The organism is Pseudomonas sp. TH31, assembly GCF_016650815.1.
Classification (GTDB): Bacteria; Pseudomonadota; Gammaproteobacteria; order Pseudomonadales; family Pseudomonadaceae; genus Aquipseudomonas.
On record NZ_JAEKEZ010000023.1, the window covers coordinates 31,996 to 54,224 of the forward strand.

Sequence of the window (22,229 nt, forward strand, 5' to 3'; positions counted from 1 at the left end):
ATCAAAAAATGCGTTTGATCCGGGATCAAAACAACTGTACAAAAACACAGTACATTTTGAATCAGCACTCTCGAGCCCGGAGAACACCATGGCCTCTCTTGCGATGAAAATCACCCTGGAACGTATCGCCCTTTTCCAATTCACCCCGGCCCACAGCGCCCAGGCCCGAGCGATGCTGGGTTGGAGCGTGCAAGAGCTGTCTCGCGAATCCGGGGTTAGCGTGGAGGCCATCGAGCGTTTCGAGGCCGAACACGATGTGCTGGATGTCACGCGGCTGGCGTTGGCGTATCGGTTTGAATCGGAAGGGTTGGTGTTCTTCCCCGGGTTCGCGCCGGGCAGAGGGATGAATGTGAAAGGGTCGACGCCGAATCCGGTGGCGCGGGCGGATTATGCGATGGTTGAGTGAGGAGCCTGCAAATGAACGACATCACTGGAAGAAACAGCAGCGTTTATGACGCGCTCGATTGTCCCGATACTGCCGAGATGCGGGCCAAAGCTGAATACGTCATGAAGATAGGCATGCTTCTCGAAACCGGGCATCTGAGTCAGGACGAGGTGGCGCACAAGCTCGGGCTGTCTCAGGAGGAACTGAGTGAAATGCTCCGCGGACAATTTCGCGATTTGACCGTCGCAAAGATCTCGGAATACCTGAACCGACTAAACGACAAGAGCAGGTAGTTTAGTGGTGAAGCCAGGACCGCTTTCATGGCAAGCGGCCCGGCCTCAGGCCATCAAGCATTTTGCACCGTCACTTGATCCCCAACGTTTTCCAACCCCAACCACCAAGGGTTGCCACGCTGCGGATACATCACGTTGAACGCCTCCCCCATCTGCGGCGTACTGATCGATACATTCCGCTCCCAGGCCAATGCCAGAATCCGGTCAAAAGGTTCGTACCAGGCGTGCATCGACAGGTCGAAGGTCCCGTTGTGAATCGGCAGCAACCAGCGCCCCTTGAGGTCGATGTGAGCTTGCAGGGTTTGTTCGGGCTGCATGTGAACGTGCGGCCATTCAACGTTGTAGGCGCCGGTTTCCATCAGGGTCAGGTCAAACGGGCCGTACTGTTCACCGATGCGTTTGAAGCCGTCGAAGTAACCGGTGTCGCCGCTGAAGAAGACCCGTGTGTTGCCATCGATCATCACCCACGAGGCCCACAGCGTGCTGTTGCCATCGAACAGGCCGCGACCGGAAAAGTGCTGCGACGGTGTGGCGATGAATTGAATCCCGTCGACTTCAGTGCCCTGCCACCAGTCCAGTTGACGGATTTTGCTCGCGTCGATGCCCCACTTGATCAGGGTGTCGCCGACGCCCAGCGGGGTCAGGAAGTACTTGGCCTTGTCCGCCAGTTTGAGCACGGCCTGGTAGTCGAGGTGGTCGTAGTGATCGTGGGACAGGATCACCGCTTCAATCGGCGGCAATTCTTCGAGGCTGATCGGTGGCTGATGGAAACGCTTGGGGCCGGCCCATTGCACGGGTGAGGCGCGCTCGGCGAAAACCGGGTCGGTGATCCAGAATTTGTCCCGCAATTTGAGCAGCACGGTGGAATGACCGAGGCGGTAGACGCTGTGATTGGGTGCGGCGATCAACGCGGCCCGGGTCAGTGCTTGTACGGGCACGGCAGCACTTGGGCGGGTGTTTCGCGGTTTGTGGAAGATCATGTTCCACATGATGCGCAAGGTTTTGCGAAAGCCTTCGCGTTGCACCGGCGCATGGTTTCGATATTGCCCTTGAGCGTGACGGGACGCTTCAGGCTGGGTGGCGTTATCCACAGAGGACGTTGAAGTGGCCATGACTGAACTCCAGAAAACCGTGCAATTCACGGTTTGCGCTTTGGGACGATAAATGGCCAAGGCACGCACGCATCAGCCGAAGATTCTATTTTTCACCGTGCAGGATTAACAAAACATTACACTGCACAGTGTAGTTTCTAGGTTGCATGAAAGCCGATCACAAGTAAACTGCCGAGTGTAATTCCCTCACTTCTTCCTGCCGAAGCATATTTATGACAGCTCCACAGCGTCTCACCGACCGAAAACGCGAAGCCATCATCCAGGCGGCGATTACTGAATTCCGTGCCAACGGTTTTGAAATCACCAGCATGGACAAGATCGCCGCCACCGCCGGCGTGTCGAAGCGCACGGTGTACAACCACTTCCCGAGCAAGGAAGAGTTGTTTGCCGAAATCCTCAATCAATTATGGGCACGGGTGACGGCCGAACAGGAAACGCCCTACCGCCCGGAACGGCCTTTGCGCGATCAGCTTCGTCAGATCCTGATGGCAAAAGTGCAGATGATGGGCGACAACAACTTTCTCGACCTGGCACGCGTGGCGATTGCCGCCACCATCCATTCCCCCGAGCGCGCCCAGAACATGATCACTCGCATGGGTGAACGCGAAGAAGGCCTGACCCTGTGGATTCGCGCCGCTCAGGCTGATGGCCGAGTGAAGCCGGTCGCCCCGGAATTTGCCGCCAAGCAGGTCCAGGGGCTGCTCAAGTCCTTTGCGTTCTGGCCGCAGATTTCCATGGGCCAGACGGGCCTTTCACCCGAGGTGCAAGCCACAGTGGTCGAGTCGGCCATGGACATGTTCCTGGCCTGCTATCAGCTCTAGATCACGTCTGTGCCACGCCTGCGCCCTCGTTAAATGGCTTCCAGGGACACTGATTATTCCTGTTGGAATAAATGACAATGTCTGTTGCTTTGCCTATGAACGGAAGCTCTGAATGAAACACCGTAATGTGTTTCAGAATGAAACTGGTATAGGGAATTATGAAAAAGCAACGCGGCAAAGGCCTTTCATTCGCCCGACGCATCTACATGCCCAGGACTGTCGGACTGGGCATTGGCTGCATCTGTGTGTCCGCCGCGCTGTATCCATTGAACATGCCGGGCTGGGTCTGGGCCCTGATGTTGTTCAACGGTTTTGTCTGGCCCCATCTCGCCTACCAGATAGCCTCCCGTTCGCTCCGCCCCTATCAAGCCGAGCGTCGCAACATCATCTGCGATTCGCTGTGGGGCGGTTTCTGGGCCGCCAGCGTTCAGTTCAACCCGATCGCAACCGTCACCATTCTTTCAATGATGACCATGAACAACGTCGCAGCCGGTGGTCCGAAGCTATTCCTGCAAGGCGCCCTGGCTCAAATGAGCGGTGTGATCATTGCCTGGCTACTGTTCGGCATAGCCTTCACCTCGACGACCACGCCGATCCAGGTCTGGGCCTGCCTGCCGTCGCTGACCCTTTACCCTTTGGCGGTGGGGATGGTTTTCTATCGATTGGCGTTCAAACTCGCCGAACACAAACGCGCCTTGAGCGCCTTGAGCCGCACTGACAGTTTGACCGGCCTGCTCAATCACGGCGCCTGGAAGGATCTGCTGCACGTCACATTCCAGCAATGCCGGCAAAATCAGGTGACGTCAGTGATTGCCCTGATCGACATCGACCACTTCAAGGTGATCAACGACACCTACGGGCACATCATCGGTGATTCGGTGCTGCGTCAATTGAGCATTGAACTCAGGCGTAACCTGCGTGAAGGAGATCTGGCGGGACGTTATGGCGGCGATGAGTTCTGCGTGATCCTGCCAGACATGTCGTTGCGCCAAGCCTGGGAAGTCATGGAGCGCTTGCGCAAGTTGCTCAATGACTATCGCCACCCGCAAGTCCCCGAGCTGCGAATCCGGTTGAGCATTGGCCTGGCCACCTATCAAACGGCGTTCACCGACGCGATTGCCTGGCTCAACGACGCAGACAAAGCCCTCTACATCGCGAAAAACACCGGGCGCAACAAGATCAGTGTCACCTTGCCCCCTCCCACCGGCGGCTCAACAACACGCATCTCAGCCTGAAAACTTGTGCAACATGTCAACAAACGGGGCCGCTTTTCGTTGCTTGGTCAGAGACCTTGTCGCCGCCTTCGCGAGCAAGCTTTGCGCCTACAGCGGATTTGTGTCGTCCACAGATCAACTGTGGGAGCGAGCCTGCTGGCGAAGACGGACTGTCATTCAACATTGATTCAGCCAGTCAACGCTTGCCCAGGGCTATAGTGACTCCAAGTCCCGAATCCTTGCCGAGCGCATCATGAATTCAACCAAGTCCGACACCAAGCCCACCGCTGCCCCGATCGATCACCTGCGCTTCCACCGCCCTCACGCTCACCTCGCCCCGACCTTCGGCAATGACACCTTCGCCCTGCGCGCCGAGGCGTTTGCGCGGTTCTTCGGCACGCCAACGTTCCTGGGGGCACAAACCCTGATCGTGGCCATCTGGATCGGCGTCAACCTGGCGGGCGTGACTCACTTCGACGTCTACCCCTTCATCCTGCTCAACCTGGCGTTCAGCCTGCAGGCGGCCTATGCCGCGCCGCTGATTCTGCTGGCCCAGACCCGTCAGGCTGCGCGTGATAAAGTCAACTCCGAGGCCGACGCGCAACACCGCGAAGCCCTGGCGGTTGCTAACAGCGAGCGCCAGGCTCAGGCCGCACAGAATACGACGCAATTGATGGAGTTGCTGGAGCAGAACACCCGGCTCACCGAGTTGACCAAGAGCCTGACCGAGCGCATCGAAAACCTGACCTCGGAAATGCATCAGCATTTTGTGCACAAGGATGGGCCGAAAGCCTGACGCTTATTCAAGGTAGCCGTAGCGCTCGCCCCAGTTCGTCGAACAGCGTCACCACCGAGCGCAAGGCGCGGCAGTCCGGGCGGGTCAGCAACCACAGCGCCGTGTCGCAACCGAGCAACGGTTCGGTCAATGGCTGCAAGCTGTCACCCATCAGAAAGTCCGGCAACGCCGCGACGCCGAGCCCCGCCCGCACCAACTCCGTCACCGACAGCATGCTGTTGCAGCGATAACCCGGCACCACGCCGGGTAATTGCTGTCGGCGCCAGGCAATGGTCGGATGATCGGGCAGGAAGTCGTCCGGAGCGATCCAGGTCAGCGAAGCCAGATCGGTGGGATCAACCGTTTTCAGGTAGGCCGCACTGCCACAGACCCGATACGAGACCTGCGCCAGGCATCGCCCGACCAAATGCTCCGGCGGTGTACGGGTCAGGCGCAGGGCGATGTCGGCATCCCGGCGGCTGAGGTTGGCGAAATCGTTGGAGGTGCTGAGTTCGATGGTCAACGCCGGGTAGGACGGCATGAATTGCGCCAGCGCCGGCAGCAACAAACCCTGCAGGACGGAATCGGTGCAGGTCAGGCGCACGGTGCCGCTGATGACCTCACCGCCCTGCTCGACCCCGATGCGTGCCGCGTCCAGCGCCTGTTCGGCGCGCTCAGCCTGCACCGCCAGGGACTGCGCCAAACTTGTCGGCAGGTAGCCGGCGCGGCTTTTTTCGAACAATTGCTGGCCGAGTGCGGCTTCCAGTCGGCGCACAGCGCGGAATACCGTCGAGACGTCGACTTTCAACAGCTGTGAAGCCCGGGCCAGAGAGCCGCCACGGACCAGGGCCAGGATCAACGCCAGGTCCGGGTAATCGAGCCGATAGTGCGACAGTGCATTGATCAATTGGGTAAACGCCAATATTGAGTGCGTGAACGCCAATCTATAGTGGGTGCCAGAAACGAACAACCTCGTCACAGGGTTAGTCGTCACTTTCAAGATCGCTGTTTAAAAGGAAAACCAAATGGACGCTGTTTCTCCTGCAACCGCTATTCGCATCGCCCTGATCGGCGACTACGACCCGCAAGTCACCGCCCATCAAGCCATCCCCGTCGCCCTCGGCATGGCCGCCGAACATTCAGGCCTGAACGTGCAATTGCAATGGCTCGCCACTGACCACATCCACGCCGATACTGCGCTCGAAACATTCGACGGTTTCTGGTGTGTGCCCGCCAGCCCCTATCGCGATAGGGACGGCGCCTTGCGGGCGATCCGGTTTGCCCGCGAACATCAGCGACCGTTCCTTGGGACCTGCGGCGGTTTTCAACACGCGGTGCTGGAATATGCCCGCAATGTACTGGGCTGGGCCGATGCCGAGCACGGAGAAACCGCCCCGAGGCTGCGCGGGCCTTGCTCACGCCGCTGACGTGCGCGCTGGTGGAGGCGGTCGACAGCATTCAACTGGTGGAAGGCTCGTTGATCGCCGGGGCGTATGAAAAGTCCGAAATTCACGAAGGCTATCGCTGCCGCTATGGTGTGAATCCGCAATTCGAACAGGCGCTACTGAAGCAGCAACTCAAGGCTGTCGGTCACGATTCGACAGGGGATTTGCGCGCGGTGGAATTGAAAGGTCATCCGTTCTTCGTCGCCACCCTGTTCCAGCCGGAACGTGCGGCCCTCAAGGGGACTTTGCCGCCTCTGGTTCGGGCCTTGATCGAGGCCTGTGCGAGGCAACAGTCATGATCGCCGCCACCCCGCCGCCGCACTATTACGCGGTGATCTTTACGTCCCTGCGCACCGACGGTGACCTGGGTTACGCCGAGGCGGCCGAGCGCATGGTCGAACTGGCTCGCGAGCAACCGGGCTTCCTCGGTGTGGAGTCAGCCCGGGCGAGGACGGGTTGGGGATTACCGTGTCGTACTGGACCAGCGAGTCGGCGATTTTGGCGTGGAAGCATCACCCCGAGCACAGTGCGATTCGTGAGCGTGGGCGCTCGACGTGGTATGCGGCGTGTCATACGCGGGTGTGCCGGGTTGAGCGGGCTTATGAGTTCAAACTTTAATTGATGCAGCGTTTTGAAGGACGCCTTCGCGAGCAAGCCCGCTCCCACATTGGATTTTGTGAACGCCGCAAATCCAGTGTGGGAGCGGGCTTGCTCGCGAAGAGGCCAGCAAGATCACCACAAAAACATCACCCCTGAACCAAACTCCGCACCGCCGATATCTGCGGCACTTCCCGCCGATTCATATACACCCGCAACGGTTCGGTAATGTTGATCCGGTCATCAATATTCTGATCCAGCAATAACTGAATCAACTCACGTTTGAGGGTCATGGCCTGCTCCGGGCCTGGCGCCCAGACGAACTCGCTGGTGGGAATAATGCCGTCGTCCGCCACGTCCATGCCAAAGGAGTCTTCACTGAAACGCACGATGTACTGACCGGTTTTTCGATTGAGGCCAACGAAGCCTTTGAGCTGGTCAGCGGCCTGGCAGATGAGCTGGGAAGTGATGCGCATGATAAACCTCACAAAAGGTCGCTAAGGGACCGGTGATCGATGGTTTACACGCAGGGCTGGCGAACGGGTTTCCCTCTGGCGGGGAAACTGCCGCGGCCAAGAGTACTGCAAAGAACCGCACAAAAGCGCAGAAAAAACTGTTTTAAACAAGTTTATGTCGGTCTTGCGATAGCGCTTGCGGCGCTCAGTTGTTAAAAGGGACGTCTTTGAAAACCTCTGCGAAAGGATCTCGACCATGCCTGTTACCTTCAGCAAAAGCGCCTTGGCGCTGGGCCTGCTGCTCTGCCTCGGCCAGGCACAGGCTGCCAGCCAGACCAGCCCCACCGCGCTGGCGACCACATTAGGCATCCCGCATCCGGCCGTGATTGCCCACCGTGGCGCGTCCTTCGATGCCCCGGAATCCACCGCTGCCTCCTACAAACTGGCCCGCGATTTGGGCGCCGACTACCTGGAAATGGACCTGCAACGCAGCAAGGATGGCGTGCTGTTCGCCTTGCACGACAACAACCTGCAACGCACCACCGACGTTGCCAGCAAATTCCCTGAGCGCAAGGATGCGCCGGCCAACCAGTTCACCCTCGCCGAACTGAAAACCCTCGACGCCGGTAGCTGGTTCAACGCCGCCTACCCTGATCGCGCGCGTGCGGCCTACGTCGGCCTGAAGATTTTGACCCTCGATGAAATCATCGACATCGCCCAGGGCAACCCGCTGCACAAGCCCGGCCTGTACATCGAGACCAAAGAGCCAAAGCAATTCCCCGGTATCGAGCATGACCTGAAGGAGAAACTCCAGGATCGCGGCTGGCTGAGCCCGGCGGGCTCGAAACTGGCGAAGAGCGAGCTCTCGGTCGGCCAGGGCAAAGGCAAGGTCGTGCTGCAAACCTTCGAAAAGAGCAGCCTCGAACTGCTGCAAAAGAAATGCCCAACGTGCCGAAGGTCCTGTTGCTGTGGGTCGGTGAAGGCAGTATCGAGCCGAAATCCAAAGAGACCTTCGCGCAATCCGGCGACAAGGACAAAGCCACTTACTACGCCAGGCAAGAGCCGAAAAGCAAAGCCGAATTCCAGCAATGGATCGAGTACGCCAAGGCCCAGGGCGCGATCGGCACCGGCCCTTCGGCGGCGCTGACCAAGGGCGGCGACCAGAGCTATTCGGACCTGGTGCAACCCTGGATGAACCAGTACACCCACGATCAGGGCATGCTGGTGCACGTCTACACCGTCGACGATGCCGTGGATTACCAAAAGGTGATGGATGCCGGCGTCGATGGCATCTTCACCAATCGCGCCAGCGAACTGCTGAAGTTCTACAAACGCCCGGCGGCTGGCTCCGTCGCGCAATTGCTGCAGAACAACGGCTACTGATCGGCACCTGAGGCGACAGCGCGTCGACCTCTTCGCGAGCAAGCCCGCTCCCACATTGGATCGCCTGCATACATGGAGTCTGTGAACGACTGCGATCCAGTGTGGGAGCGGGCTTGCTCGCGAATGCTTTACCGCCGCCGAAGAATTAAGGGTGAGTTAAGTTGCGCTGGTTAATCTGAGCCCACTTAAACAGCTCACCCAAGGAAAGACGCTTATGAAAACCCTGACTGCCCTGTTCGCCGCCGCGGCCCTGACTGTTACTGCTGGCCTGGCCCAGGCTGACGTTCGCCCGGACTTGATTCCGGGGCTGCTGAAAGCGGGCACCATCATGGACCTGGAAAAACTCAACCAGGCCGCCCTCGCCCAGCACCCAGGCACTACAGCGGCGAACATCACCGACACCGAACTGGATCAGACTGCCACCGGCACCTACGTCTATCAGGTGGAAATCCGCGACGCCAAAGGCGTTGAGTGGGACGTGGACCTGGACGCCAAGACCGGCCAGGTGCTGAGCAACAAACAGGACAAATAATCACCGCAGTCCCTGCAGGAGCGAAGCTTGCTCGCGAAGACGGCAGCACATTCAACATTGATGTGACAGACACACCGCTTTCGCGAGCAAGCTTCGCGCCTACACGTTTTTTAATAACGCACGATCTTCGGGTCGTGCGTTTTTTTGTGCCTGCGTGCGCCAGGGGCCACTGGAATCCGTTCACGACGCAGAACGGCACGTTGTTTACCTTCAGCCTGCCAACAGTGGATTAAGCCGTAGTACTGACCATCGACCCGGAAGTGCTGCTGCCTTCGTCCTGTAGCGCCTGCACCAACGCCGAGGTGGCGGTCTCCAACGAGCCCGAGGTGGCTGAGAGCTGCGACTGCGCGGCGGCAACAGCCGCGGCCTTGGCATCGGGGCTTTCCTGCCTGGCCTGAGCCGCTTGCAGTTGCTGCTGTTGTTCCTGCAGTTGCTTTTGCAGTTCAGCGATCTGCTTGCGCAGCGCTTTCACGGCATCGGATTCAGTGCTGCTGCTCGAACTGCTACTGCCGCCAGCCGGCGCGGCTCCGCCAGCAGCAGCCTTGGGGCCATCGCTGGAAGTCGTGCTGCTGGAGGTGGTGGACGTTGCTGATGTAGTGTCGCCAGTGCTGCCGTTGATCGAGGTTTGGCTCGTCGGCGTCGAGAGGGTCTGATTGATCGAAACAGAGGTGATGCTGACCATGGGACTTATCCTATTTGGGTTCAGGTTAAATCCATCATCGACATCGTTTAGCCGGACTTGAGATCAACTGTGTACCGACTCGGTAAGCAAGCCGGTACACAGCCTTTTCCGTTACGCGCTCAGGCGCGACGTCACCTCATTCAACTGCCCCGACAACCCGTGCAGGTTGTGGCTCGCCGCTTCGGTGCGCTGCACGTGGTCCAGGTTGGTACTGGCGATGCTGGTGATCTCGGTCAGGTTGCGCGAGATGTCTTCGGCCACCGACGTCTGCTCTTCGGCCGCCGTGGCGATCTGGCGGTTCATGTCGCGGATGGCTTCCACGGCATGGGTGATGCGCTCCAGCATGGCGCCGGCCTGGGTCACTTGCTCGACACTTTCTTCGCTGCGCGACTGACCGCTTTCAATCGCCTGGGCAGCGTCCACCGCACCGGTTTGCACGGTCTGGATGATCTGGTTGATTTCGATGATCGACGCCGCCGTACGCTGGGCCAGGCTGCGCACTTCATCGGCCACCACTGCAAAACCGCGTCCGGCTTCACCGGCGCGGGCCGCTTCGATCGCCGCGTTCAGCGCCAGCAAATTGGTCTGCTCGGCGATCCCGCGAATCACTTCCAGCACCTTGCCGATACGCCCGCTGTCGGTTTCCAGACGACGGATCACGGTGGCGGTGTTGGCGATTTCGCCGCGCATTTGGGTGATGGTCTGAATGGTGCCCTGCATGACTTTTTCGCCCTGCTGGGCGGACTGGTCGGCATCATCGGCCGCACGTGCAGCGTCCGCTGCGTGACGAGCGACTTCCTGCGCGGTGGCAGACATTTCGTTCATCGCCGTGGCCACCTGATCGGTGCGGTTGAACTGCTCGTTGGTGCCGTTGGCCATCAACGTGGCGATGGAGTTCAGCTCGCCGCTGGCGCTGTCCAGGTCCGACGCACTGCGCTGCAAACGGGTGAAGGTTTCGGCAAGGAAATCGCGCAAGGTGTTGGCCGCCATCGCCAGTTTGCCCAACTCGTCTTCACGGCTGCTGGCCACGCGCTCGGCGAATTTACCCTGGCTGAGTTGCGCCACGTAGTCGATCAGCTTGCGAATCGGGTCAACCAGGTTGCGGTTGATCAGCCACAGGCTCAAGAGCCCGATCAGCAGCCCGGACGCGAGCATCACGATGATCCCCAGCAACACCGTGCGATCGGCACTGGCGCTGATCAACGCCGACTGCTCGGTGCCGTGCTTGCGCAGTTCACCAACCAATTCGCTCATCTGATCGCTGGTGGCACGGTCCATACCCTTGACCGCGTTGTCGCCTGCCGTTGGATCGGCGCCGGCAGCAACATAGGCATCACGACCTTTCTGGTAAGCGTTACCCAACTGGCGATGTTCGTCACGCAGGCGTTCGATGCTGCTCTTGAGTTGGCCATCCAGGCCTTTCTGCCCGGCCAGTTCGCCGAGAATGCCCTGCACGTCGCGCTGACGGTCTTCGAATTGCTTCCAGTATTTGTCCAGGTCCGCCGGCTGCTTGCCGCGCAGCAGCACGTTTTTCCACTCCTGAACCTGCACCTTGAATTGCAGGTTGGCTTCATCGATCAATTGCGACGTGCGCAGCGGGCCGTCGATCAGGTTGGCGTAACGCTGGACGCCACTGGACAGGAAGTGAAAGCAGGCCAAGGCGATCAACAACATCGCCAACAGGCTGCCACTCAGCAACGCGAGGATTTGGGCTCTCAGGGATTTTTTCAGCATCGAGTGATACTCATGACAAGAAAGAAGCACGCCTGATTGGGCGTGAAAGACGTCCAAACTTCCCTGTCTGCAATCTCGGCTCGTGGCCAAAGCCGCGCAACCTGACACCTGCGTCATCGGCGTGCCAGAGCGCTTCTTGAATCCTTCCCGACCACCGGTAACGCACACGTTTGCGCCGCCATGTAACCGTCACAAAACCGTCAAAACACCTTGCGATGATGCCCGGTAGCCGCTGTCGAGCAGCGCGAGGCGCGGGCCGCGATCGGACGCGGTGTTCCTGAAACACCGAGTCGCCTGATTTTACGACGGCTACGCCGCCGGACGCTGCCTCGCGGTGCTCGACAGCTGCTACGGGCGATAGCAGCCATAACGCGGCATTAGCGACCGGCACTTCTTCTCAGCGAGACCTCATGAACCACAGCATCGACCAAAGCCATCGCGACACTGACTTGTTCGGCCTGCTTTACGGCTTCCGTTTTCGTCCCGGTGAGCGCGGCCGGGAGATCGATTCGGCCGAAGCCCTGCGATGCCTGCAACACACCGAAGGCAACGACGAATTCCTTTGGCTACACCTGAACCTGGCCCACGCCGCGTGCGAGCGCTGGATGAAAAGCCATCTGGAATTACCCGAGGAGTTTTTCGAGGCGCTGCACGAAGGCTCCCGCTCGACCCGCATCGAGCATGTCGACTCGGCGTTGCTGGCGGTGGTCAACGACGTGGTGTTCAACCTCAGCAGCATGGTGTCTTCGGATGTCTCGACGCTGTGGGTCTGCGCCCGCAGCAAGCTGATCATCAGCGCTCGGCTGCAACCGCTGCACTCGGTGGACAAGCTTCGCTCCTCGGTGAAGGCCGGTGAATGTTTTCGCTCACCGCTGGAGTTGCTGGTGCACCTGCTGCGCGATCAGGGCGAGGTGCTGACGCAGATCGTGCGCAAGACCAGCCAGAGTGTCGATCAGATCGAAGATGAGTTGCTGTCTTCGCGGCTGTCGACCAACCGTGCCGAATTGGGCGCCAATCGCCGGGTGCTGGTGCGCCTGCAACGCTTGTTGGCGCTGGAGCCGGGGTCGTTATTGCGCCTGCTCAACCGTCCGCCGCAATGGTTGCAGAAGGAAGACGTCAAGGAGTTGCGCAAGTCCACCGAGGAGTTTGCGCTGATCATCAACGACCTCACGGCCCTCGGTGAACGGATCAAGCTGTTGCAGGAAGAAATCGCGGCCAACCTCAACGAGCAGAGCAACCGCACGTTGTTCACCCTGACCGTGGTGACGGTGCTGGCGTTGCCGATCAACATCATTGCCGGTTTTTTCGGCATGAACGTCGGCGGGATACCACTCTCGGGCGACCCGGAAGGGTTCTGGATTCTGGTGGCGCTGGTGGCGACCTTCACCCTACTGGCCGGGCGTTGGGCGTTTCGTAAGCGCCAGGATTACTAAAGTCTAAAGCAAGATCAAAAGATCGCAGCCTTCGGCAGCTCCTACAGGTGTACACATTCCCCCCGTAGGAGCTGCCGAAGGCTGCGATCTTTTGATCTTTTGATCTTGCGGATCAACGGATAACCAAACCCCCCAAACACTGACCCACCGCAGTCTCTCTGTCATATTTTGAAACGATCATAGGCAATACTCCTTCCTCACTCAGGATTGTCCGTGATGGCTACTCCTTCCTTATCCGCTGGCCAGGCGCCCGCCCGCAGCGCCAGACCGCACTTCGATAAAAAACCCGGCCTGTTCACCTTCGTGATTTTCTTCGGAGTGCTGGCCAGCGGGTTGTTGTTCACCGCCTACAGCCTGATGCACGACATGCACGAACTCGGCACGGTGGTGACCACCTGGACACCGTTTCTGCTGCTGGGCGTGGCGCTGCTGATCGCCCTCGGTTTTGAATTCGTCAACGGCTTCCACGACACCGCCAACGCGGTGGCCACGGTGATTTACACCAACTCGATGCCGCCGAACTTCGCGGTGGCCTGGTCCGGGTTCTTCAATTTCCTCGGGGTCTTGCTGTCGAGTGGCGCGGTGGCATTCGGCATCATCGCGTTGCTGCCGGTGGAACTGATTCTGCAAGTCGGTTCCTCCGCCGGGTTTGCGATGATCTTCGCCCTGTTGATCGCTGCGATCCTGTGGAACCTCGGCACCTGGTGGCTGGGCCTGCCGGCCTCCTCGTCGCACACCCTGATCGGCTCGATCATCGGCGTCGGTGTCGCCAATGCCTTGATGCACGGCCGCGATGGCACCAGCGGTGTGGATTGGGCGCAAGCCACCAAGATCGGTTATGCGCTGCTGCTTTCGCCATTGGTAGGCTTCGGCTTTGCCGCGCTGTTGCTGCTGGCCCTGCGGGCGTTCGTCAAGAATCGTTCGCTGTACAAGGCACCGCAAGGTGATGCGCCGCCACCTTGGTGGATTCGAGGTTTGTTGATTCTGACGTGCACCGGCGTGTCCTTCGCTCACGGCTCCAACGACGGCCAGAAAGGCATGGGCCTGATCATGTTGATTCTGGTGGGCACCCTGCCGATGGCGTATGCGCTGAACTGCACCATGCCGGCCGATCAGGCGTTGCAGTTCGCCGCCGTGGCCGAAGTCACCCAGCAAGCGCTGGTCAAAAGCGCACCGCTGCCGACACCCGCCGACCCGCGTGCGGTGCTGTCCGATTACGTGCGCAGCAAAGACGTCACGCCGCAACTGGTGCCCGCCCTCGCCTCGCTGGCCGGCCACATCGGTAACGAAGTGAAAGGCTATGGCTCGCTGTCGAAAGTCCCGGCCGAGGCCATGGGCAACGTGCGTAACGACATGTACCTGACCAGCGAAACCATTCGCCTGATGGACAAGAACAAGGTCGGTAACTTCGACGCTGACACCACCGGCAAGCTGCAACTGTTCAAGCAACAGATCGACAACGCCACGCGCTTCATTCCGCTGTGGGTGAAGATCGCCGTGGCCATCGCGCTGGGGCTGGGCACCATGGTCGGCTGGAAGCGCATCGTGGTGACGGTCGGTGAAAAAATCGGCAAGACCCACCTGACGTACGCCCAGGGCGCGTCGGCCGAAACCGTGGCCATGCTGACCATCGGCGCCGCTGACATGTTCGGCTTGCCGGTCTCCACCACCCACGTGTTGTCCTCGGGTGTGGCCGGGACCATGGTCGCCAATGGCGGCGGTTTGCAGATGAAGACCATCCGCAACCTGCTGATGGCCTGGGTGCTGACCTTGCCGGCGGCGATCCTGTTGTCGGGAAGCTTGTACTGGTTGTTCACCAAATTGTTCTGACCCACCCCGGACTTGTAGGAGCAAGGCTTGCCCGCGATGGCGTTCTTGAGATCGCTATCGCGGGCAAGCCTCGCTCCTACAGGTCATTGGGCTGTCTGGATGATCTGGGCCAACCAATCCATGAACGCCCGTACCCGCAGCGGCAAATGCCGTTGCCGTGCATACAGCAGCGAGACTTCCATCGACGGCGCGTTGAGGTGCGGCAAGACCGCCACCCGTTCTCCGCGCTGCAAATACGCTTGCATGCCCATCAGCAGCGCTTGAATCAGACCGAAGCCGCCCAGGCACGCCGACTCATAACCATCGGTGTTGTTCACCGTGATGCTGCCGGCCATCGGCACGCGATGCAGCTGCCCTCTTCCTCGTACAGAACCCCTTGCGAACGCGAACCCAGCCCCCCAACGTAATGCACCAGCCGATGCTGCATCAGGTCTTCAAGCCCCTGCGGCACGACATGGCGCTGCAAGTAAGCCGGGCTGGCGCAGTTGACCATGGCATGAGCGGGCTGACATCAGCCCGCTCAACGCGATCAATGGCCCGACAACAGTTGCCCCAAGACCGTCAACAACTCGACCCGGCCCTTGCGCGGTTCGCCTTCAAACTCGATCCAGCCCTCGTTGAAGCCATCGATCATCTGCATCCGCGGCAGTGGATGGTTCATCCCCTGACGTTCAAACAGTCCCTGCCACGTCTCCCGAGGCACGCTTTGCATGCGCACCGGTTTGCCCAGCAGTTCGCTGAAACCAGCACCCAGTTGCAGCGGTGAAATCCGTCGCGGGCCTTCCAGTTCGACAACGCGCTGACCGGGCCAGGTTTCCAGCAGCAGTTGCGCCGCCACTCGGCCGACGTCAGCGGTGGCAATCATCGGCACGGGTTTATCCAGCGGTTGCAGAAAGCTTGGAATGACACCAGAACCGACCGCGTGCTCGACATCCCACAAGGCGTTTTCGAGGAACCAGGCGGGCCGCAGGACGGTCACCGGCAGCGCCAGCGAACCCAATGCCAGCTCCAGCAATCGCAATTGATTGAGCAGGTTTGGCTGGCGTGCCTGGGCGCCAATGGTCGACAGGCCCACCACTTTGCCGGGGTGTGCGACGTCCAGCGCCGAGCGAATGTTTTCCACCACTTGCCGGGTTTCCGGGAAGCCTGGCGAGGGGTCGAAATTCGACGGCATCATCACGAACACCCCTTCTGCGCCGGCGAACGCTTCGATCATGGCGTCTCGGTCATCGACATCGGCCACGGCCAATTCACACCCTTGCTGCGCCCACACTGCACCTTTATCGGCACTGCGCACCACTGCACGCACGGAGTGCCCGGCGGCCAGCAACGTCCGGGCGACCGCGCCGCCTACTTTCCCGGTAATGCCCATGACTGCGTACATCAGCTGTTCTCCTGCAAGACGGCGACGGTTATCGCGTTGGGCAGATTATCGAGCTCAAGGCAGACATTCTCCGATAGCATGAATGTCATTGAACAAATGATCGGGAGTCACCAATGAGCTTTGACGCCAGTCTCGCCAACGGCATGGGTGTGTTCAGCGCTGTGGTCGATGGCGGCAGCTTCGTCCGCGCCGCCGAAGTGCTGGAGCTGACGCCCTCCGGGGTCAGCCGGGCCATCGCCCGATTGGAGAAACGCCTGGGTATCCGGCTGTTTGATCGCACCACCCGCACTGTCACCCTCACCGATGAAGGTCGGCGCTTCCATGGGGAAATCGCGCCGCTGCTGGCCAGCCTGGAAGAAGCGGCCAACTCGGCCTCGACCAGCGCCACGCAGGTGCGCGGGCGACTGCGAGTCAACATGGACCCGTATTTTTCGCGGCTGATTCTAGGACCGCAGTTGGGCCAATTCATGGCGCGCTATCCCGAGCTGTACCTGGAACTGCAAACCCGCGATCAACTGGGCGATATGGTGGCGGACGGCTTTGATCTGGCGGTGCGTTTCGGCCATCCGCAGTCTTCGTCGCTGGTGGCGCGTCAGTTGTTGGATGTTCGAGTCCTGACGCTTGCTTCGCCGGCGTATCTGAAGCGTCACGGCCGACCGTTGGCGCCGCTGGACATGGAAGACGAGCGACACGTGTGCGTGCAATTCCGTGACCCGCAAACCGCTCGGCCATTTGGCTGGGAGTTTCATCGTCCGGGGCGCGCGGTGCTGCATGTACAGCCGCACTGCCGGTTGCTGGTCAATGATGTCGGTACCTTGCACAGCATTTGCGAAAGCGGCCAGGCCATCGCCCAGGTGCTGGATTTGGGGATTGCTCCGGCATTGGCCGAAGGTCGGTTGGTGGAGTTGTTCCCGGATTGGCCGGATGAGCGCTTTCCGTTGTATGCGCTGTACCCGTCGCGGCATTTGCCGGCGGCGAAGGTACGGGCGTTTTTGGCGTTTGTGAGTGAGTTGTGTGAGCAGCGGTAGATCAAGATCAAAAGATCGCAGCCTTCGGCAGCTCCTACATTGACCGCGTGTAAACCCGATCCTGTAGGAGCTGCCGAAGGCTGCGATCTTTGCTTTTATCCTTGGCAAGATGAGCGCAAAACCATCCGCTCCCGAATCACGTCATAGCCCCAGTGGTAAACGTAGGTGTACGGCAGGAAGAACAGCAGCACGCCGATGTCCAGCAGGAACGCCTGCCACAGACTGACGCTGAGCCACCAGGCAATCAGCGGCACGCCCATCACGATCAGGCCGCCTTCAAACAACAGCGCATGCACCACCCGGACCCAGGCGTTGCGCACAACATCAAGGCGCTTGAGCAACCGGTCGAACAAGCCGTTGAAGATCACGTTCCAGATCAAGGCAAGCGCGGCGATGGCCATGGTGACGAGGCCCATTTCCACCATCGGTTTGTCCATGACCCAGGCCAGCAGCGGGGTGCAGATCATCACGGCGAGCGTTTCGAAACCGACGGCCTGGAAAATACGTTCAGTAATGGATTTGTTGGCGTTCATGGCCAGACTCCCTGAGTGACTGTGGTTGCCATGATCTGTCAGCCAACCGATACTTCATAACCAATAACCATCGACCAAGGCGATAGTTCATGGCCTCCCACGAAGTATTGCTGGCATTTGTCCAGGCCGCGACCCAAGGCTCGTTTTCCGCGGCGGCACGCAAACTCGGGCGCAGTCAGTCGACCATCAGCGCCGCTGTGGCGAGCCTGGAAATCGACCTGAACCTGGTTCTGTTCGACCGCAGCAGCCGCAAGCCCAGCCTGACCCCGGCCGGGCACGTGATGTTGCAACGGGCCGAGGAAATCCTGGCGGCCACCAGTCGCCTGGAAATGACCGCCAGCCAATTATCCCAAGGGGTCGAGGCGAAGCTGACCGTGGCGATTTCCGACACTTATCAGTCCGACCGTTTCGAAGCGGCCCTGAGTGCGTTCGAACAGCGTTATCCGGACCTCGAGCTTGAATGCCTGATCGCCGAATGCGACGACCTGGTGGCCTTGCTGCAACGGGGCCGGGCTCAAGTCGCCTTTGCCGAAATGCAGGACAGTTACCCGCCGGACCTGGTCAGTTCGACTGTCGATGAACGCACGGAAATCGCGCTGTTCGTTGCTCAAAAGCACCCGTTGGCGACACTCGGCGGGATCGATCAAGACGTGTTGCGACAACACCGGGAGTTGCGTCTGGCGACCATCGTCAACCCATATGAAAGCCGGGCCAAGGGCCGGGTCTGGTCGGCGCCGAGTTACTTGATGCTGCTGGAAATGGCTCAGGGCGGATTCGGCTGGGCACCGCTACCACGTTGGCTGGTGGGGCGGTTTGGTGCGGGATCGCTGGTGGAACTGGAGGTGCGGGGCTGGCCGAAACCGGTGTATGTCGATGCGCTGTGGTCGCGGCTGCATCCGCCGGGGCCGGCGGGGAGTTGGCTATTGAGCAAGATGTTGGAATGAAATCAAAAGATCGCAGCCTTCGGTAGCTCCTACAGTTGAAACGCGATTGCGTGTAGGAGCTGCCGAAGGCTGCGATCTTTTGATTTTGGTTGTGTTATGCCGCCACAACCTCTACCGGCCGATTCACCTGAAAATACTCATGCAACCCGCGAAACGCTGGCAACTCCAGCGCCTGCGCCGCATAACACAACCCGACCCGACGCGTCGGTGCCGGCAGGTGCAGGGCGCGGGTCACGACCCGTGCGTGCCCACTGACCAACGACTGCGGCAACATCGCCACGCCGACCCCGGCGGCCACCATGTGCAGCGCCTGTGTCAATGACCCGGCATGCCCCGCCAGCGCTTCCGGCGAACGCCCGTACAACGCCATCAAGCGCTGATGGGACGGATGCTGCGGGCAGGTGATCCAGTCATCGATCGGCGCCCAGGCTTGCCCCGATTCCGCCGATGCCATCGGATGCCCGACCGGCAACGCCATCACATAGGACTCTTCCCATAACGGCAGGAACAGTTCGTCCTCGCAGCACATCTCTTCCACCGCCAACCGACCGTCGCCGTGGCAGCCTTCTTCCAGCGTCAGCAGCAGGTTGGGCAGCGCCTGATGAGCCATGCGCACGAAGGCTTCGATCTGACGATCTGCGATATCGCCTTCAATGCCCAGGGTCAGCGGCGCACGGTTTTCCCGGCCCCGAAACAAACGGCTCAAGGCCTCGGCTTCGGCCACCATCCGCCGCGCTTGCGGATACAGCACCCGCGCCTCGTCACTGACCTCGACACCTCGAGGCTGACGCACAAACAACGCGGCACCCATTTCTTCTTCGAGTTGCTTGATGGTCACGGACAACGTCGGCTGGCTGATGAACAACCGCTGGGCCGCGGCGGTGATATTGCGTTCCTCGAACACCGCGAGGAAAGCTTTGAGATGACGGATATCCATAGGAAATTCCGATAGCAGACAGAGGAATAAGGCATTTTTCAGCCTGAATGGCGGTAAATATACTGCGCCCCACGTTCAGATATTTGTTTTTCTTATTTCAGGAGTCTAGCCATGAGCAAGCCATTGATCATCATCACCGGGGCCAGTTCGGGCATTGGCGAAGCCGCTGCAAGGCTGTTGAGCGCTGCCGGCCATCCACTTCTGCTGCTGGCACGCCGCGTTGAACGCCTGGAGGCGCTGGAACTGCCGAACACCCTGAGCCGCCGCGTCGACATCACCGACCGCGCCGCGCTGCTCGCGGCGGTCGCCGAGGCTGAAGCGCAATTCGGTCCGGCGGATGCCTTGATCAACAACGCCGGGGTGATGCTGCTGGGTGAAATGACCCAGCAGGACCCGGCCCAGTGGGACCAGATGCTCGACGTCAATGTGAAGGGTTTGCTCAACGGCGTACATGCGGTGGTCGCGGGGATGGTCGAGCGCAAGCACGGCACGATCATCAACATCAGCTCGGTGGCCGGGCGCAAGACGTTCCCGAATCACGTGGCCTATGTCGGCACCAAATTCGCGGTGCATGGCCTGTCGGAAAACCTGCGTGAAGAGCTGTCGCCGCACAATGTGCGGGTGATCACCATTGCACCGGGCGCGGTGGAAACCGAGCTGTTGAGCCACACCACCGATGAGGCGATCAAGACCGGTTACCAGGCCTGGAAACAGGACATGGGCGGTACGGTGTTGAGTGCCGGGGATGTGGCTTCGGCGATTGCTTATGCGTATCAGCAGCCGCAGAACGTGTGTGTTCGCGAGATTGTGTTGACCGCTACCCGGCAGCAGGCCTGATTAAAAGCTGAAGGTCCTGCGGACCTTATCGCGAGCAAGCCTTGCTCCTACAGTATAGAGTCGATCGCACTATTGTGATTGGACCTGATCCTGTAGGAGCAAGGCTCGCCCGCGATGGCGTCAGCCGCTGCGCCACTGAACCCGGTCATCCCAAGGCTCGCAATCGTCCCTCGATAAACCGCTGCTCCGGCTCCTGCTGCGTCAACTCCAGCGCCCGTTGATACGCCCCCCGTGCCTCTTCCACCCGCCCCAATTGCCGACAAAACTGCGCCCGCGCCGAATGCGCCAAGTGGTAATCCAGCAATTCCCCGCGCCCCAGAATCCCTTCCACCACCGTCAACCCTGCCAACGGCCCATCGCGCATGGCCAGCGCCACGGCGCGGTTCAATTCGATCACCGGTGACGGCACCGCCCGTAGTAACAAATCGTACAAGCCAACAATTTGCGGCCAATCCGTCTCCCCCGCCGTCGGTGCTTCGGCATGCACCGCCGCAATGGCCGCTTGCAGGCAATACGGTCCGAAGCGCCGCAGGGTCAGCGCCCGCTCCACCAGTGCACAACCTTCGGCAATCATTGCTGCGTCCCACAGCGAACGATCCTGCTCATCGAGCAGGATCAGCTCGCCAGTGTCCGAGGTCCGGGCCGGGCGCCGCGACTCATGCAACAGCATCAGCGCCAGCAACCCCATCACCTCCCCCTCGGGCAACAATTCCATCAACAAGCGCCCGAGGCGAATCGCTTCGCGAGTCAGGTCTTCGCGGGTCAGTTCGGCACCGATGGACGCCGAGTAGCCTTCATTGAACACCAGGTAAATCACCCGTAATACGCTGTCGAGGCGTTCGGGCAACTCGGCCAGCGAAGGCACTTGATAGGGGATTTTCGCGTCACGAATTTTCGCTTTGGCCCGCACGATCCGCTGGGCAATGGTCGCCGGTGCCGAGAGGAAGGCCCGGGCGATTTCTTCCGTGGTCAGGTCGCAGACTTCGCGCAGGGTCAGCGGCACCTGCGCATCCGCCGCGAGTGCCGGGTGACAGCAAGTGAAGATCAGCCGCAGGCGATCGTCTTCGACGTCTTCGTCACTCCAGTCGGATTGCTCCAGCGCCGCCAACTGAGCCATCAACATCGGCCGCGATGCGTTGAAACGCGCGCGCCGACGCAACACGTCAATAGCTTTGAAGCGCCCGGTGGACACCAACCAAGTGCGCGGATTGTCCGGCACTCCGTCACGCTGCCAGCGCTCGACCGCGACGAAGAACGCCTCGTGCAAGGCCTCTTCGGCGAGGTCGAAATCGCCGAGCAAACGGATCAGCGTCGCAAGGATCCGCCGCGAGTCTTCGCGATAGACCTGCTCGACTCGAACCTTGACCGCCTCGGCCGACATCAGTCTGGCATGCCTTCAGTCACCAGCGTCACCAACCGTTCGAGGCTCTGCCCCCAACCGTCGTGGAAGCCCATGGCCTCATGAGCCTGGCGATCGTCCTCACTCCAGTGCATGGCGCGGGCGGTGTAGAGGGTTTTTCCGCCCTGGTCTTCGAGGGTCACTTCGGCGCTCATGAACGGTTTGCCCGCCGGAATCCAGCCGGGGATAAACGCATCGGTGAACACCAGCCGCTCAGGCGCAACGATCTCCAGGAACACGCCCATCGTCGGGTACTCGTTGCCGTCGGGCGCGCGCATCAGGGTGCGAAACTGGCCGCCGACCCACAGGTCCATTTCGCACTCCGGCGTGGTCATGCCGTGCGGCCCCCACCACTGGACGAGCAAGGCCGGCTCGGTCCAGGCGCGGAAGATTTTTTGGCGTGGCGCGTCGATCAGGCGGCTGATGGACAACTCGAATGGGGCAGGCTGTTTTTCAAGCGGTTGCGGGCTCATGCA

21 protein-coding genes and 4 pseudogenes are annotated in these 22,229 nt (G+C 60.3%); 14 read left to right on the forward strand and 11 right to left on the reverse strand.

Annotated elements, in window-relative coordinates; translation table 11 throughout:
- The first annotated feature begins 88 nt into the window (after positions 1–88).
- Together JFV26_RS16230 and JFV26_RS16235 are read left to right on the forward strand one after the other, a co-directional pair.
- On the forward strand, positions 89–406 hold the full coding sequence (locus JFV26_RS16230) for a helix-turn-helix transcriptional regulator (protein WP_201193910.1): 318 nt from the start codon (positions 89–91) through the stop codon (positions 404–406).
- Positions 407–417: 11 nt separating this feature from the next.
- On the forward strand, positions 418–678 hold the full coding sequence (locus JFV26_RS16235) for an XRE family transcriptional regulator (RefSeq protein ID WP_201193911.1): 261 nt from the start codon (positions 418–420) through the stop codon (positions 676–678).
- A gap of 53 nt (positions 679–731) precedes the next feature.
- On the opposite strand, the gene JFV26_RS16240 is transcribed toward JFV26_RS16235, so the two are convergent.
- On the reverse strand, positions 732–1,790 hold the full coding sequence (locus JFV26_RS16240; RefSeq protein WP_201193913.1) for an MBL fold metallo-hydrolase: 1,059 nt from the start codon (positions 1,788–1,790) through the stop codon (positions 732–734).
- A gap of 212 nt (positions 1,791–2,002) precedes the next feature.
- On the opposite strand from JFV26_RS16240, the gene JFV26_RS16245 reads away from it, so the two are divergent.
- The 3 genes from JFV26_RS16245 to JFV26_RS16255 all read left to right on the forward strand — a co-directional run bounded on the left by JFV26_RS16245 (position 2,003) and on the right by JFV26_RS16255 (position 4,621).
- On the forward strand, positions 2,003–2,611 hold the full coding sequence (locus JFV26_RS16245; RefSeq protein ID WP_201193916.1) for a TetR/AcrR family transcriptional regulator: 609 nt from the start codon (positions 2,003–2,005) through the stop codon (positions 2,609–2,611).
- 158 nt (positions 2,612–2,769) lie between these two features.
- Positions 2,770–3,846, forward strand: a complete 1,077-nt coding sequence (locus JFV26_RS16250; protein WP_201193918.1) for a diguanylate cyclase — start codon at positions 2,770–2,772, stop codon at positions 3,844–3,846.
- 232 nt (positions 3,847–4,078) lie between these two features.
- Positions 4,079–4,621, forward strand: a complete 543-nt coding sequence (locus tag JFV26_RS16255; protein WP_201193920.1) for a DUF1003 domain-containing protein — start codon at positions 4,079–4,081, stop codon at positions 4,619–4,621.
- Between the two features lie 7 nt (positions 4,622–4,628).
- On the opposite strand, the gene JFV26_RS16260 is transcribed toward JFV26_RS16255, so the two are convergent.
- Positions 4,629–5,570 (reverse strand): LysR family transcriptional regulator, encoded by a 942-nt coding sequence (locus JFV26_RS16260; protein ID WP_201194240.1) that lies wholly within the window; start codon positions 5,568–5,570, stop codon positions 4,629–4,631.
- A gap of 55 nt (positions 5,571–5,625) precedes the next feature.
- Here JFV26_RS16260 and JFV26_RS16265 point away from each other — a divergent pair.
- Both JFV26_RS16265 and JFV26_RS16270 read left to right on the forward strand, forming a co-directional pair.
- Positions 5,626–6,344: pseudogene (locus JFV26_RS16265) on the forward strand (CTP synthase C-terminal region-related (seleno)protein).
- Positions 6,341–6,663 (forward strand): annotated as a pseudogene (locus JFV26_RS16270) (antibiotic biosynthesis monooxygenase family protein). Before JFV26_RS16265 ends, JFV26_RS16270 begins: the two co-directional pseudogenes overlap by 4 nt.
- A gap of 128 nt (positions 6,664–6,791) precedes the next feature.
- Here the strand turns inward: JFV26_RS16270 and JFV26_RS16275 are convergent.
- Positions 6,792–7,118, reverse strand: a complete 327-nt coding sequence (locus JFV26_RS16275; protein ID WP_201193922.1) for a DUF2025 family protein — start codon at positions 7,116–7,118, stop codon at positions 6,792–6,794.
- Between the two features lie 235 nt (positions 7,119–7,353).
- Here JFV26_RS16275 and JFV26_RS16280 point away from each other — a divergent pair.
- Positions 7,354–8,480 (forward strand): annotated as a pseudogene (locus JFV26_RS16280) (glycerophosphodiester phosphodiesterase).
- A 214-nt stretch (positions 8,481–8,694) separates the two neighbouring features.
- The gene (locus JFV26_RS16285) at positions 8,695–9,012 is read left to right on the forward strand and encodes a PepSY domain-containing protein (protein ID WP_201193924.1); all 318 of its coding nucleotides are present in this window, start codon (positions 8,695–8,697) and stop codon (positions 9,010–9,012) included.
- A 229-nt stretch (positions 9,013–9,241) separates the two neighbouring features.
- Here JFV26_RS16285 and JFV26_RS16290 read toward each other — a convergent pair whose 3' ends face one another.
- Together JFV26_RS16290 and JFV26_RS16295 are read right to left on the reverse strand one after the other, a co-directional pair.
- Positions 9,242–9,694, reverse strand: coding sequence for a hypothetical protein (locus JFV26_RS16290; protein WP_201193926.1), 453 nt, complete (start codon positions 9,692–9,694; stop codon positions 9,242–9,244).
- Between the two features lie 111 nt (positions 9,695–9,805).
- A complete protein-coding gene (locus JFV26_RS16295) occupies positions 9,806–11,428 on the reverse strand; it encodes a methyl-accepting chemotaxis protein (RefSeq protein ID WP_201193928.1) in 1,623 nt (540 codons plus the stop codon).
- Between the two features lie 410 nt (positions 11,429–11,838).
- Here JFV26_RS16295 and JFV26_RS16300 point away from each other — a divergent pair, with 410 nt between their 5' ends.
- Together JFV26_RS16300 and JFV26_RS16305 are read left to right on the forward strand one after the other, a co-directional pair.
- Entirely contained in the window at positions 11,839–12,861 is a 1,023-nt protein-coding gene (locus JFV26_RS16300; protein WP_201193931.1) for a transporter, read from the forward strand.
- 216 nt (positions 12,862–13,077) lie between these two features.
- Positions 13,078–14,691, forward strand: coding sequence for an inorganic phosphate transporter (locus JFV26_RS16305; RefSeq protein ID WP_201193933.1), 1,614 nt, complete (start codon positions 13,078–13,080; stop codon positions 14,689–14,691).
- Between the two features lie 83 nt (positions 14,692–14,774).
- Here JFV26_RS16305 and JFV26_RS16310 read toward each other — a convergent pair.
- Both JFV26_RS16310 and JFV26_RS16315 read right to left on the reverse strand, forming a co-directional pair.
- Positions 14,775–15,184: pseudogene (locus JFV26_RS16310) on the reverse strand (LysR substrate-binding domain-containing protein); the annotation flags it as partial.
- Positions 15,185–15,220: 36 nt separating this feature from the next.
- A complete protein-coding gene (locus tag JFV26_RS16315; RefSeq protein ID WP_201193935.1) occupies positions 15,221–16,075 on the reverse strand; it encodes an NmrA family NAD(P)-binding protein in 855 nt (284 codons plus the stop codon).
- A 113-nt stretch (positions 16,076–16,188) separates the two neighbouring features.
- On the opposite strand from JFV26_RS16315, the gene JFV26_RS16320 reads away from it, so the two are divergent.
- A complete protein-coding gene (locus JFV26_RS16320; RefSeq protein WP_201193937.1) occupies positions 16,189–17,103 on the forward strand; it encodes a LysR family transcriptional regulator in 915 nt (304 codons plus the stop codon).
- A gap of 95 nt (positions 17,104–17,198) precedes the next feature.
- On the opposite strand, the gene JFV26_RS16325 is transcribed toward JFV26_RS16320, so the two are convergent.
- On the reverse strand, positions 17,199–17,636 hold the full coding sequence (locus JFV26_RS16325; RefSeq protein WP_201193939.1) for a multidrug/biocide efflux PACE transporter: 438 nt from the start codon (positions 17,634–17,636) through the stop codon (positions 17,199–17,201).
- Between the two features lie 89 nt (positions 17,637–17,725).
- Between JFV26_RS16325 and JFV26_RS16330 the strand changes: the two genes are divergently transcribed.
- A complete protein-coding gene (locus JFV26_RS16330) occupies positions 17,726–18,580 on the forward strand; it encodes a LysR family transcriptional regulator (RefSeq protein ID WP_201193941.1) in 855 nt (284 codons plus the stop codon).
- Positions 18,581–18,674: 94 nt separating this feature from the next.
- Here the strand turns inward: JFV26_RS16330 and JFV26_RS16335 are convergent, their stop codons facing one another.
- Positions 18,675–19,517, reverse strand: a complete 843-nt coding sequence (locus JFV26_RS16335) for a LysR family transcriptional regulator (protein WP_201193942.1) — start codon at positions 19,515–19,517, stop codon at positions 18,675–18,677.
- 111 nt (positions 19,518–19,628) lie between these two features.
- Between JFV26_RS16335 and JFV26_RS16340 the strand changes: the two genes are divergently transcribed.
- On the forward strand, positions 19,629–20,354 hold the full coding sequence (locus JFV26_RS16340) for an SDR family oxidoreductase (protein ID WP_201193944.1): 726 nt from the start codon (positions 19,629–19,631) through the stop codon (positions 20,352–20,354).
- Between the two features lie 145 nt (positions 20,355–20,499).
- Here the strand turns inward: JFV26_RS16340 and JFV26_RS16345 are convergent, their stop codons facing one another.
- Positions 20,500–21,735, reverse strand: a complete 1,236-nt coding sequence (locus JFV26_RS16345) for an RNA polymerase sigma factor (RefSeq protein WP_201193946.1) — start codon at positions 21,733–21,735, stop codon at positions 20,500–20,502.
- Entirely contained in the window at positions 21,735–22,226 is a 492-nt protein-coding gene (locus JFV26_RS16350; protein WP_201193948.1) for an SRPBCC family protein, read from the reverse strand. The genes JFV26_RS16345 and JFV26_RS16350 overlap by 1 nt, the downstream gene beginning before the upstream one ends.
- Positions 22,227–22,229 lie beyond the last annotated feature (3 nt).